Source organism: Fibrobacter sp. UWR2, from assembly GCF_002210285.1.
Lineage (GTDB): Bacteria > Fibrobacterota > Fibrobacteria > Fibrobacterales > Fibrobacteraceae > Fibrobacter.
Genome location: NZ_MWQE01000005.1, coordinates 167,667 through 181,072 on the forward strand (window position 1 = coordinate 167,667; position 13,406 = coordinate 181,072).

The following is a 13,406-nucleotide window of genomic DNA, read 5'->3' on the forward strand; positions in this document are numbered from 1 at the left end:
CGCGCATTATTTTTCAAAAAAAAGCCGATTTCCACTTGACAGAATGCAAAAACCTTTATATATTTGGCTCGTTGACTGAGAAATCGGTCAAAACCACTCTGGGGTGGTAGCTCAATTTTGGTTAGAGCACCGGCCTGTCACGCCGGAGGTTGCGAGTTCAAGCCTCGTCTATCCCGCGAAAAAAGCCTCTCGAAAGAGAGGCTTTTTCGTTTATCGAGCGTAGCGAGATAAACCAAATGCCGCCTCTCGAAAGAGAGGCTTTTTCGTTTATCGAGCGCAGCGAATACGGAACACGTCCGCAGCGCTTCATGAGCATTGGCAAATTATTCTCGATATACATTTCTCTAGATACAGAAAAACCCGCGCCATAAAGCGCGGGTTTCAAAGTTCGCATTACTGCCTAGGGGCTACCTTTTCTTCTTTTTCTTTTTGCCCTTACGGTCTTCCTTGGCGGGCTTTTCTTCTTCCTTCGGTTCTTCAAGCTTCGGAGCCGGCTTCGGAGCGTTACCGCGCAGGTCCTTCATCTTGAAGGTGACGTTGACTTCGGCAGTCTCGACCTTGGAGTAGACTCCACCCGGGTCCTTCACCTTGAAGGTGAATTCGTCGAGGCCGGAGAATCCGCGGTTCGGCGTGTAGGTGAAGCTACCGTCGCGTTCGTTCAGGTCGATCTTGCCGTTGCGCGGGCGCTGCACGAGCTGCACGGCCACGGGCTTCTCGCCATCGGCATCGAATACGCCGGCCATCAGGCCTTCAGATGCGGGCACCTTGAGTGCTTCGCCTTCCTGGGTCATGTAGGTCTGCGACTTCGCGATCGGCGGGTCGTTCACGGGGATTACCGTGAAGGTGGCCGTCTTCTGGGCCTTGGCGCCTTCCGGGTCGGTGACCGTGAACGTGATGCGTTCCGGCTTGCCGTTCCAGTTTTCGTGCGGCTGAGAAACGGTGAGGATCCTCTTGAACTTGTCGTACTTCACCTGCAGGAACTTGTTGCCAGTCCAACTCCACTTGAGCTCTTCGGGCCTGTGGTCCTTGTCGCGGGCGTACTGATCGGTCTTGATGGTGGCGATTACGCCGTCATTGTCGTCTTCCCTGATGGTGAAGTCCTGAATGTCACGCATCACCGGAGCGGCGTTCACGTGCTTCACGACGAACTTCACGACGGTCTTGTCCATTCCGCCGGCCGGGTCCTGAGCCATGAACACGAGCGTTTCTTCGCCGAACCAGTCCTGTCTCTTGGGCTTCACGACGGCTTCGCGGCCACCGGAAATCATCACGTCGAGGTTCTTGGCTCCCGTGACCTTCCACTTGATTTCGTGCGGCTTGTGGTCGGGGTCGGATACGTACTGGTCGAGCTTGATGGGCTTGAAGGACTTGCCTTCGAGCGTTTCCTGGCCCGGGATTTCCTTCACGACCGGCGGGTCGTTCACCGGCTTCACGGTGAACTTCACGTTGACGGAGGCCTTCTCGCCTGCCGGGTCGAACACGTTCACCGTTACGGTTTCGGTACCGTACCAGTACTTGTTCGGGGTTTCGCAGGTCAGCACGCCCTTGTCGCTGATGCTGAAGATGAGTTCATGCTTCACAGGAGCGGCTTCGGGTTCGGACTTGCCCTTCTTGCCCTTCTTGCCCTTCTTGCCCTTCTTGGCAGGGGCTTCCTTTGCATCGGGCTTGTCGTTGTCAAGTGTCCACCTGAGTTCGGAGAGCTTGTTGTCCGGGTCGTTCACGACCTTGCTGAAGTCGAACGGCTGGAACTGTCTCTTTTCTTCGATGACGAACGGCTGCACCGGCTTGAGGGTCGGCGGATCGTTCACCGGGGTCACCTCGAAGGTGGCTGTCTTGGATGCAGATGCGCCGGACGGGTCCTTCACGGTGAACGTAAGGGTTTCCTTGCCGAACCAGTTCGGGTTCGGGGTCACCACCATGGCGCGGCTGCCCTTGATGTCGACCTTCAGGTCCTTGTTGCCGGAAACAGACCAGCGGAGTTCGGCGGGCTTGTTGTCCGGGTCGGTCGCAGCCTTCGAGAGGTCGATTGGTTCGAACCTTTCCTTCTCCTTGATCTTCTGGCCCGGGATGGCGTGGACGACCGGCGGGTCGTTAACCGGGGTCACTTCGAAGGTAATCTGCACGGATGCCCTAGAACCTTCCGGGTCAAATACGTCGAGTTTCACCTTTTCGGTACCGCTCCAGAACTTGTCCGGAGTCGTGACCACGAGTTCCTTCTTGCTGTTCACGGAAGCCTTCAGGGAGCGGGTAGAGCCCACTTCGAACTTGAGAGAACCGAATGCATGGTCAGGGTCAGACACGAACTGAGAAAGGTCGATCGGCTTGAAGTGTTCCTTTTCCTGGATAGACTGGATAGGAATCGGCTTGATGACCGGAGCGTCGTTAACGGATTCCACGAGGAAGTTGACCGTCTTGGAGGCCTTTGCGCCTTCGGGGTCGTTAACCGTGAAGGTCACGTTACGTTCGCCATGCCAGTACTTGTCGGCAATCTTGATATGCGCGATGTTCCTGTTGTCGATTTCCACCTGGAAGTCGTCAGCAGGTACCGGAGCCGGTTCTGCCTCTTCTTCCTTCTCTTCCTTGGCGCCCTTCTTGCCCTTCTTCGCGGGCTTCTTCTTTTCGGCCTTTTTCGGGGCCGGAGCAGCGCCGCCAGCCTTGGCGACCGTAGCCGTCCAAGTGAGCTGTTCGGCCTTGTGGTCCGGGTCACGCACGAACTTGTTCAGGTCGATTTCCTTGAACTGGCCCTTTTCCTTGATCTTTTGGTTCGGAATGTCCTTCATTTCGGGAGAGTCGTTCACGGAGGTAATCTCGAAGGTCACGGTCTGCGACGTTTCGGCACCGTCCGGGTCCTTCACGATAAGTACCATCGTTTCGGGTGCGCACCAGAAGTACTTGTCCGGAGCAGAAACGGTGAGGATGCGGCTCGGCGAGATTTCGGCCTTGAGCTGCTTGTTGCCCGAAATCGTCCAGCTGAGTTCGTTCGGCTTGTTGTCCGGGTCCTTCACGTATTCGTCGAGCTTGATCTGCTTGAAGGTTTCCTTTTCCTTGATCTTCTGGTCAGGAATCTTCTTGGCGAGCGTCGGCGGGTCATTCACGCGGGTGACTTCGAAGGTCATCTTGTGGTTGGCGGATGCGCCTTCGGGGTCGGTGACCGTGAAGGTGAGCATTTCGCGGCCGGACCACTGCGGGTCAGGCACGGCGACAATGACCGTGTTGTCCTTGCGGATATCGACCTTCAGCTGCTTGTTGCCCGAGACTGTCCACTTGAGGCTGGATGCCGGGTGGTCCGGGTCCTGAGCGAGGCTTGCGAGGTCAATCGTCTTGAAGCGGCCGCCTTCGCGGATGGTTTCACCCTGCGGCGCTCTTTCGGAAATCTTCGGCGAGTCGTTGATGGAACGCACTTCGAAGTGAGCGGTCTTCGAGACCTTCGCACCTTCCGGGTCGGTCGCCGTGAACGTGATGTTCGCTGCACCGTTCCAGAACTTGTTCGGAATCTCGATGGTCGCAACCTGGTTGCCGTCCACCTTGACCTTGAGGGTCTCGCCGGCAGGAGCTTTCTCTTCGGCCGGCTTCTTGCCCTTCTTCGGGGCGGCCTTCTCGGCACCGCCAGCCTTCGCCGGCTTCACCTCGAAGCTCCATTTGAGTTCGGAGGTCTTGTGGTCCGGGTCCTTCACGAGGTCGGCGAGCTTGATTGTCTGGAACTGCTTCTTCTCGTCGATGGACTGGTCCTTGAGTTCGCGCACGAATTCAGGAGCGTCGTTCACGGATTCCACGGTGAAGGTCACGTTCCTGCTGTCGGTAGCGCCTTCCGGGTCGGTCACAGTGAACTTGATGGTCTCGGAACCGTTCCACTGCGGGTTCGGCTGCGTGACGGTCACCTTGTGGCTGCCGTCCATCTGCACCTTGAGTTCCTTGGCGCCTTCGATCTTCCACTTGAGCTTGTTCTTCGGATGGTCGAGGTCGTCAACAAAGTTGTCGAGTTCGATAGGCTTGAACTGGCCCTTTTCCTTGATGGTCTGGCTTGCGATATCCTTCATGACCGGCGGGTCGTTGATGGATTTCACCGTGAAGGCCACCATAGTCTTGGCAGAAGCGCCTTCCGGGTCGGTCACGACGAAGGTGAGCTTCTCTGTGCCGTTCCACATCTTGTTCGGAGCCTTGACAGTAGCCTTGCCGTCCTTGGAGATGTCGACCTTCAGTTCCTTGTTGCCGGTAACTTCGATCTTCAGCTTTTCGTACGGATGGTCCGGGTCCTTGATGATAGCGGCAAGGTCGATCGGAGTGAATTCCTGCTTCTCTTCGACGGTCTGGTCGTTAATCTTGCCAATCGTCGGGGCATCGTTCACGGAGGTCACGGTGAAGAGTGCCGTGCAGGTAGCCTTGCCACCTTCCGGATCTTCGACCTTGAACGTAATTTCTTCAGCACCGTTCCAGTTCTTGTCCGGAATGATGATGCGTGCCATGCGGTTTTCGACCTTCACGGAGAGCTTCGGAGTGTAGCCCTTCGGAGCGCCCTTCGCACCCTTCACATCGAAGCTCCAGGTGAGCTGTTCGGGCTTGTGGTCCGGGTCGGTGACGATGTCAGCGAGGTTGATAATCGCAAATTCGCGCTTTTCGGGAATGGTCTGGTCCTTGATGGGCTTGGTGAACACCGGCAGGTCGTTCACGGATTCCACGGTGAACTTGACCTTGCGGGAATCGGCAGCGCCTTCCGGGTCAGTCACGGTGAACGTGACGGTTTCTTCACCATGCCAGAACTTGTTCGGAGCGGTAACGGTCACGACATGCTTGCTGTCCATCTGGACCTTTAGGTCCTTGTTGCCGGAGAACGTCCACTTGAGCTTGGAGTTGTCGTGGTCCTCGTCCTTCGCGAAGTCATCCAGCGCGATGGTCTTGAACTGTTCCTTTTCCTTGATCTTCTGGCTCGGAATGTCCTTCATGACCGGCGAGTCGTTGATGGACTTCACGGTGAACACAGCGTCGGACTTGGCAGAGGCGCCTTCCGGGTCGGTTACGGTGAAGGTCACCTTTTCGGAACCGTTCCACTTCGGGTTCGGAGTCTTGATGGTCGCCACACCGGACTTGTCGATATCGATCTTCAGGTCCTTGTTGCCAGCGATGGTCCACTTCAGATCCTTGAATTCATGGTCGGCATCATGAGCGAGTTCGGCGAGGTTCACGGAATTGAACTGCTGCTTTTCTTCGATCATCTGGTCCGGAATCTTCTTGAGTTCGGGCACGTCGTTCACGGAGGTCACGGTGAACAGGGCCTTCGATGTCGCCTTCGCACCTTCGGGGTCGGTGACCGTGAACGTAATCTCGGCGGCGCCGTTCCAGAACTTGTTCGGGATACTGATCTTTGCAACATGCTGGGCATCGATTTCCACGGAGAGTTCTCCGTTCTTGCCCTTCGTTGTCGGCTTTACGTCAACGGAGAATGTGAGGTCAGAGAGCTTGTTATCCATGTCGCGCACCATCTCGCCGAGCTTGATGGGCTGGAACTGAGTCTTTTCCTTGATGGTCTGCGGAGCGACCTGCTTCGTAAATTCAGGCACGTCGTTCACGGATTCGACCGTGTAGGCGATAGCGCGTTCATCGGTAGCGCCTTCCGGGTCGGTCACCTTGATATTGAGCGTTTCGGAGCCGTTCCACTGCGGGCTGGGCGGCGTCACCTTCATCACGCGGTTGCCGTCGACAGTTACCTTGAGTTCTCGGTTGCCAGTGATGGTCCACTTGAGCTTGTCCTTGCCGTGGTCGAGGTCTTCGACGTACTTGTCGAGTTCAACATCCTTGAACTGGCCCTTTTCCTTGATGGTCTGTTCCGGGATGTCCTTCATGACCGGCGGGTCGTTGATGGACTTCACCGAGAGCTTCATCGTGGTCTTTGCAACTCCCCCATCCGGGTCGGTAGCAGTGAACGTGAGTGTCTCGGAACCGTTCCAGAGTTCGTTCGGGGTCTTGAACGTGACTTCACGGGTCTTCTGGTTGATGTTGACCTTGATGTCCTTGTTACCGGAAACTTCGATCTTCAGCTTCGAAATGTCGTGGTCCGGGTCAGAGAGGAACTCGTCGAGCACGATGGAAGAAAGTTCGGTCTTCTCTTCGACTTCCTGGTCAGGAATCTTGGTGAACACCGGCTTGTCGTTTATGGAATTCACGGTCAGCGTAACCGGCTGCTTGATGGAAGCGCCTTCCGGGTCCGTGCAGGTGAACGTCGCAATGGCGGTACCGTTCCAGTAGGTGTCCGGAATTTCGATAGATGCTACACGATTTTCGTCGATGTTCACGACGAGCGTTCCCGTTTCGGGTTCCTTGCCCTGGTGCTTCACGTCGACATCCCAGGAGAGTTCGGAATTCTTGTGGTCGGCATCCTTTACGTAATCATCGAGCTTGATCTTGGCGAACTGCTTCTTCTCTTCGATGGTCTGGTTCGGGATGGGCTTCGTGAATTCGGGCTTGTCGTTCACGGAATTGACGGTGAAGCTTGCTTCGGAGGTTGCGCAGGCGTTAGCCGGGTCGCATACCTTGAACTTGAGGGTCTCGGAGCCGTTCCAGAACTTGCTCGGGATGGAGATGGTGGCGCTGCCGCCGGCAATCTTCACCTTCAGGTCCTTGTTGCCGGAGACTTCCCACTTGAGCTGTTCCATCTTGTGGTCCGGGTCCTTTACCAGCTGAGCGAGATCCACAGGCTTGAAATCCTGCTTTTCATCGATAGTCTGTTCAGGCACGTCCTTCGTGAACTCCGGAGGGTCGTTGATGGACTTCACCGTGAAGGTGGCCTTCGTGCTCACGGCCGCACCGGCAGCGTCGGTCGCCGTAAAGGTCACGGTCTCGGAACCGTTCCAGAATTCGTTCGGGATCTTGATGTTTGCGGTACCGTACTTGTCGATATCGAACTTCAGGTCCTTGTTGCCCGCGATGGTCCACTTGATCTTCGAGACGTCGTCGTCGACATCGCTCACGAAATCCGTCAGGGAGATAGACTCGAATTCGTTCTTCTCTTCGATCGTCTGGTCGGGAATCTTCTGCAGCACGGGGGCGTCGTTGATGGGCTTCACCGTGAAGACTGCCGTCTTCTTGTCGGACGCATACTCGCCATCGGTTGCCGTGAAGGTAATCTTTGCCGCGCCGTACCAGTTGGTATCGGGGATTACGATGGTCGCGACGCGCTTCGGGTCGATTTCCACGTTGAGGTCGCCATCAGCCTGGTCCTTGCCTACCGGTTGGATGTCGAATTCCCACAGGATCTGGTCCTTCGGGTGGTCGGGGTCCGTCACGAAATCGTCGAGCTTGATCTTTGTAAACTGCTTGCCTTCGTCGACGGTCTGGTCGGGAATGGCCTTCATTACAGGCGGGTTGTTCACGGATTCGACCGTGAAGTTCACCGTCTCGGAACCGACGGCACCCTTGGTATCCTTAGCCTCGAAGGTGATGTCTTCGGAGCCGTTCCAGTACTGGTCGGGAACCTGCAGGGTGGCCACATGGTCATTCGATATGGACACCTTGATACTCTTGTTGCCCGATACAGACCATTTCAGCTGAGCGGGCTTGTCCATGTCGTCCGAAACATAACTATCAAGCTTGATTGGCGCGAACTTGCCGCCTTCGTTGATAGATTCACCAGGAATTCCGTTCACCGACGGCGCATTGTTTTCCACCGCCGGAGCGTTGCCGGAATTTTCCTGTGCTATTACGACAGAAGCTAAAACTCCAGCCGATGCCAAAAGCGCTGTTACTGGCCATTTCATTCTATTCATCGTTTACTGTCTCCCATAATACTTCCACAAGCATCTTGACTTTTTTTGCAAATAAACAAAAACAGGCACGCTTGCTTTTGCGTGTTATGGGCTCAAATATAATGCTTTTACTCACGAAAAATCGCCATTTTTTGCAAAAAATCGCCGTTTTGTTAAATAAAATTGTCAAAAAAAATTGTAAGTCATTGATACTCAACGACTTACGAGCATCTTGCGAAAATCGTCCAAATTGGGATAAATGCCCGCCTTTTTTGTCCCGAATGACAAAAAAACAAAAAAATGCTAATATTGGGCTCATTATTGCAATAAAATCCTTTAACGCTGGGAAACAACATGAAATTCGTCTTTCTCTGTGACGCCAACTATCTCAAGGGTGATTTGGTCAACTTCGTCAACAACTTCCCGACCAACCACGAACTGGTGACGATGACCTCCGACGATCTTCTCCAGTCGAAATCCGTCATGGACGGTACGTTCGCCATCCTCGCCGAGCGCGCCACCTGGCAGAAGAACTTCAGCCTTTTCCGCTACTTCGGTCTCCTCCCGCTTCTCGAAGTGCTTCCGCTGGGTGTTGTTTCCCGCGGCCGCCGTGGTGAACCCCTCAAGGGCAGAAGCCAGAACAGGAACCAGGAAATCTACTTCAACCCCTCCGCAAGCCCCGAGGAACTCTACATCCAGGTCGACAAGTTCGTCGCCGCTCCTCCTTCCGGCTTTACCTACCCGAGAGGCTCCAGGAAGGTCTAATCGCCTATGCAGCGACAGGTCCTCGATTACCTGTATGCTCAAGGCGAACTGGTGATGGCGGTTTTCCCCGGAAGCCCCGTCCCCTACGAAGCCCTGAAAAAATTCGCGCTGGCACTTAACGCTGGCGCGTCTTTTGTAATATTCGACTTTGCCAACGGTACGCCCGAAAACGCTCCTGTCCCGCTTGCGGATCTGTTTACGCGCGTACTCACGAATGCGGAACTGCAGTCCATCGAAGAAAGCAAGGGGCAGGGAATCATATTCGGTGGTTTCGGTCCCGCCGAGCGCTCCGAAGAAGCATTCCGCACGTTCTACCACAACCTTCAGTCGATAAAGAAGATTGTCCCGCATGCGATATGCGTGATGCCCGCGGATGACCCGACAACGCTTGACAGGAACATCTTGGAGATCTCGAAACTTGTGATGGTTTCCGCGGAGAACGGGTCCGATGCGGCTGCCTTTATCGAGGACTGCCCCGAACTGCAGAAGAAGGACATCCTGTGGCTCATGTCGAGGTTTCCGGACAAGAAGCGCTTCCCGCGAGCGGCGAAGGCAATAAAGCGCGGGTCCTCCAAGGATACACCTGCACGGACTTCTTTCGAAAATAGCCCCGAAGCGCTCGCCGAGAGCGTGAAGTTTATCCTCAAGGAAGGCATCCTCCGCAAGAATCCGATGGAAGGGCTCCCGAGACTGTTTCGCAACCTGTTCCCGTTGCTCCTGCTGGTTGCGCTGCTCGTGCCCTTCATCTACCCCACAAGCATCGATGCGAGCCACTCGAACATGCGTGACCGAATTCCCGAAAGGAACAAACTTTCGGTAGCGCCTTCCTTCGACTACACGTTCGACGGGAAGGAAAACCTGAGGCGCATCGCACGCTATGCCATTGGGCGATTCAATGCCGTCATCTCTGACGACAAGATGATCCGCCAGTACCTGGACGAGACGATAAGCGAGAACGGTTACAAGGGCCAGGGATGGGAAGACAATGCGCTTGCCGTACCGCCGCAGGGGACGGTCATCAAGTTCTCTAGGCCGAACAACCTTTCGCTGACAGCCGCCGATTCCATTGGTGCCGCATGGAAATACTGGTCGTCGATCCTTTCGGACAGCGTTGCCTATATTACCGAGTTCTACAATGAGAAAGGGATTGGCGGGCGTAAGCACAATGGAATCGACCTCGCTTCCAGGCAGGGCGCACGAATTCTTGCCCCCTTCTCGGCGAAGGCCTATACCAGCAGGAACGAGCGCGGAGGCGTGATCATCGGGCTTGTGCGCGAGAAGGACGTGTTGCTTTTTATGCACTGTGACCAGCTCCTGTACCTCGATGGCCAGGAAGTGATGCAAGGGGATCCGATTGCGACTGTGGGCATGACGGGCCACACGACGGGCCCGCATGCGCATATAGTAACTGGGGTCATCGACAAGCGGGGAACAAACCGTATTGGCAACGTTACGTACAAAGTAATAGACCCGATTGCGTGGTATTACAAGTTCAAGCCGAACATGCCTTAAAGCTATTTTTGGGGAGTGAAAAAGCACTTTGTGACAGGTGTCACTAATTGTTCCGAAAAATGGGGTGACATGGGTCACAAGATTGCTTTTATTTTTCTTTTTTGGTCCTGAAGTAAGCAAATAATTACATATTCACTATCGCCAAGAAATCAACAATTAAATAACTTTGTAGCAGTTTTAGGGATGAAGAGAAAATCGGAGTAAAAACCAAGGAGCATTAAGTAAATGAAATCTGGATTTGTGGCCTCTCTCCTCCTCGTAGCAGCAATGTTGGCCGGCTGCTCTGGCATCAAGACCCCCACGGCGAGCCTCGCCAGTCACGATGCACGTCATGACATCCCTGCAATCGACCAGATGATTGTCGATATGAAGCAGGACTACATACAGGCTTGCTACCTGCCCGTTGCAAAGAGGGAGCCGCCTGTGAACGCTTGCCAGACTGAACTCTTCCAGATGCTTGAACGCCGCTACCACATGAACTACACGCAGAATCATGTGGACATGGCTAGCAACGATCTCTTCTTCAAGGATGTGAACACCAAGATTAACGATCTTGTCCGTAAGGACCGTCAGGTTGGCGCTGCTGCTCGCAGGGCGTTCGGGAGCACGGACGAGATGATGGCGTACTACCGCGAAGCCTACAAGTTCGAGACGAACTAGAAACCGCTCGTTCGACATTTAGGGTGAGGAACCTCCGGTTACTCACTCACTCTCGCAACCGCCCCTGTTTAAGAACAGGGGCTTTGTTGCTCACAGGAAGACCGTGCACTCGACGTTTCTAGAGCTGAACCTCCGGTAACTCGTGCACTCTCACTGCTCGCTCGACGTTTCGACAGGTGGACCTTCTGTGGTCACTCTTTTTTGCAACTGTCCCTAGTAGTACTAGGGACTTTTCATATTTCGGGCTTCTCTTTGGTAACAGGAGTATACAATTTACGCTCGAAAAAAAGGTTTTTGGCGTTGCTCAAAAGATATTTTTATGGTGTAAAGAGAGGTTGTCATGTCTATTCGCAAAATATCCATACCGGCCCTGTTCATCTCATCCGCGCTCTTCCTTGGAGCGGGCTTGCTTGCCTGTTCTGATGATTCCAGCAGTTCGAGCGCTCCGGAAACAGATTCCCCGACCGACCCCGGAACAAAACCGTCTGACGAGCCGAGCAAAACTACTCCTGAAGCGAAAGACACGACCTTCCTCACTCCGGACGTTCCTACGCCGGAGGGCGGCTACTCCGGAGTCCTCGTCGGTACCTGCGAGAAGGGCCCGCTCACTATCGGCTCCGCTGTCAACCTTCAGGACCTCTCCGAAACCGACCTGACCGCAACGGGTAAAAAGGCCGCATCGACCGTCACCGACGATTTCGGAACATATTCGCTCCAGTATTCGGGATTCAACTCCTTCGCCATGCAAGAAGCGAGCGGCATATTCCTGAACGAAGTTACGGGCGACAAGACCGGTTCCGTGACGCTACGTTCCCTTATCCGCGCCATCGACGGTGACACCGCCAACGTGAACGTGATGACCCATCTCGAAGCGCCCCGCATCGCCTACCTGATGAAGGAAAATTCCATGAGTTACGCCGAGGCCCAGGGCAAGGCCGAAAGCGAAGTCCTGCGGGCTTTCCATATGCAGAACTTCATGGCCCCGGCGCGCAAGCTCTCTGTATTCGGGCAGACGGAAGCCGACGCAAACCTGCTCGCCATGACCCTTTTGCTCCTGGCCGAAAACGCCTCCAGCGACATGCAGGCGGTAATTGATGCCATCGCCGCGGACATCGAAAAGGACGGTACCTGGGACGATAACGCCACGAAGGCCAAAATTGCGGACTGGGCATACCTGCAGAGGATGGACGACCTCTCCTATTACCTTGAAAACATGGGTACAGGGATCAAGTTGCCGAACTACGAACAGAAATTCCGTACGTTCTGGTTCGAAACTTTCGGACTTGGCATCTGCGATTCCACGAACCAGGGGAAGATCACTGCCTGCACCAATGAACTGAGCCAGTACTCGACCAAGGAATTTGTCTGTGTCGACTCCACGTGGCGCATTGCGTCTGCGTCTGTCCTGCAGAACCGCGAAGGTGTCGAGCTGTTTGGTGAATGTACCGCCGATATGGAAGGGACGGTAAAAGATGGTAACGGGAAGACGTTTATCTGCAAGAAGCAAAAATGGAATTACGCAAGCGAAGCGGAACTCCTGAACATCGCGGTTTCTGCGAAGAACGGGGCCTGTACGGCAGCCAACAACGGAAGCGTCCTGCAACATGAATCCAGCTATGTGCTGTGCCAGAACTCGACTTGGAAAAAACTCGACTCGCAGCCCGTCGACTACTCCAAGGGCCGCGCCATGAACGAAAAACTCGGCCCCGGCATCAACCTGGGCAATGCTTGGGAATCTCAGGGCCAGAAGGGCGCCAGTGCCGACTGCGGATGGAGCAACTGCATCAAGGATGAATACTTCAAGATTATCAAGGATGCCGGATTCAAGTCCGTACGCCTCCCCGTGCGCTGGAACTACGATGCCGCAAAGGATGCTCCCTACACGCTCGACGCCGGCCGACTTGCTGGCGTGAAGGCCGATATCGAACTCGCTCTCGCGCAGGGGCTCATAGTCATCGTGAACTTCCACCATTACGTTGAACTCAACAACTACGCCGTCTATTACGACAACAATCCTGGCGGCTACGACAAGGAAAAAGCCCGATTCCTTGGAATGTGGGAACAAGTGGCAAAGGAAATGGACGCCTACGGTGACGACCAAATCGTTCTTGAAATCTTGAACGAGCCGCACGAAATGAAGAACAAGTATGTCGATGACCTGATGATGTCCGCATACGAGGTCATCCGCAAGAACGCCCCGGGCAAGACCATCATGTTCGAAGGCAACGGATATTCCAAATTTGCGCAGATATCCAACGTGAAACTTCCCGCAGATGGCAACATTATCTTCTCGGGCCACTATTACGAACCGTTTGAATTCACGCACCAGGGGCACGGCTACGACTGCGGATACAAGCTGAAGGACAGCGACATTTCGAGAGTTCCCTCGCACTTCAAGGCATACGTGGATTCTGCCACCACCCACTTCCCCGACATTAACGGAGGCCATATCCCGCTGAACATGGGTGAATTCGGCGTCTCGGGCCAATACGGCAGCTGCGGAGGCAACGGGCCTTCCGATAGCGACCGCGCAAAATGGACCGATGCCGTCATCAAGGCCGCAACCGACAACGGCATGTCCTGGCAGTACTGGGGGCTCGTTGGCGTAGGCGGGTTCGAGGCATACAACAAGAATTCCAACCAGTGGTACACCGAACTCCTGGATGTATTCAACAAATACCTCTAGAAGGAGCATTTTATAGCGTTTGTGCATGGGAAGACCTCGGCAATTGC

The 13,406-nt window shown here is 54.7% G+C and carries 5 protein-coding genes and 1 tRNA gene; 5 read left to right on the plus strand and 1 reads right to left on the minus strand.

Annotated features, from left to right (window positions below):
• Positions 1-100 precede the first annotated feature (100 nt).
• Positions 101-176 (plus strand) — tRNA-Asp (locus B7994_RS09040).
• Positions 177-407: 231 nt separating this feature from the next.
• On the opposite strand, the gene B7994_RS09045 is transcribed toward B7994_RS09040, so the two are convergent.
• Positions 408-7,757 (minus strand): tandem-95 repeat protein, encoded by a 7,350-nt coding sequence (locus B7994_RS09045; protein ID WP_233143136.1) that lies wholly within the window; start codon positions 7,755-7,757, stop codon positions 408-410.
• Positions 7,758-8,090: 333 nt separating this feature from the next.
• Here B7994_RS09045 and B7994_RS09055 point away from each other — a divergent pair, with 333 nt between their 5' ends.
• The 4 genes from B7994_RS09055 to B7994_RS09070 all read left to right on the plus strand — a co-directional run bounded on the left by B7994_RS09055 (position 8,091) and on the right by B7994_RS09070 (position 13,359).
• A complete protein-coding gene (locus B7994_RS09055; protein WP_088638130.1) occupies positions 8,091-8,501 on the plus strand; it encodes a hypothetical protein in 411 nt (136 codons plus the stop codon).
• 6 nt (positions 8,502-8,507) lie between these two features.
• Positions 8,508-10,013, plus strand: coding sequence for a M23 family metallopeptidase (locus B7994_RS09060; RefSeq protein ID WP_088638131.1), 1,506 nt, complete (start codon positions 8,508-8,510; stop codon positions 10,011-10,013).
• A 225-nt stretch (positions 10,014-10,238) separates the two neighbouring features.
• Positions 10,239-10,673, plus strand: coding sequence for a hypothetical protein (locus B7994_RS09065; protein WP_088638132.1), 435 nt, complete (start codon positions 10,239-10,241; stop codon positions 10,671-10,673).
• Between the two features lie 340 nt (positions 10,674-11,013).
• Positions 11,014-13,359, plus strand: a complete 2,346-nt coding sequence (locus B7994_RS09070) for a glycoside hydrolase family 5 protein (protein WP_088638133.1) — start codon at positions 11,014-11,016, stop codon at positions 13,357-13,359.
• The last annotated feature ends 47 nt before the right edge of the window (positions 13,360-13,406 follow it).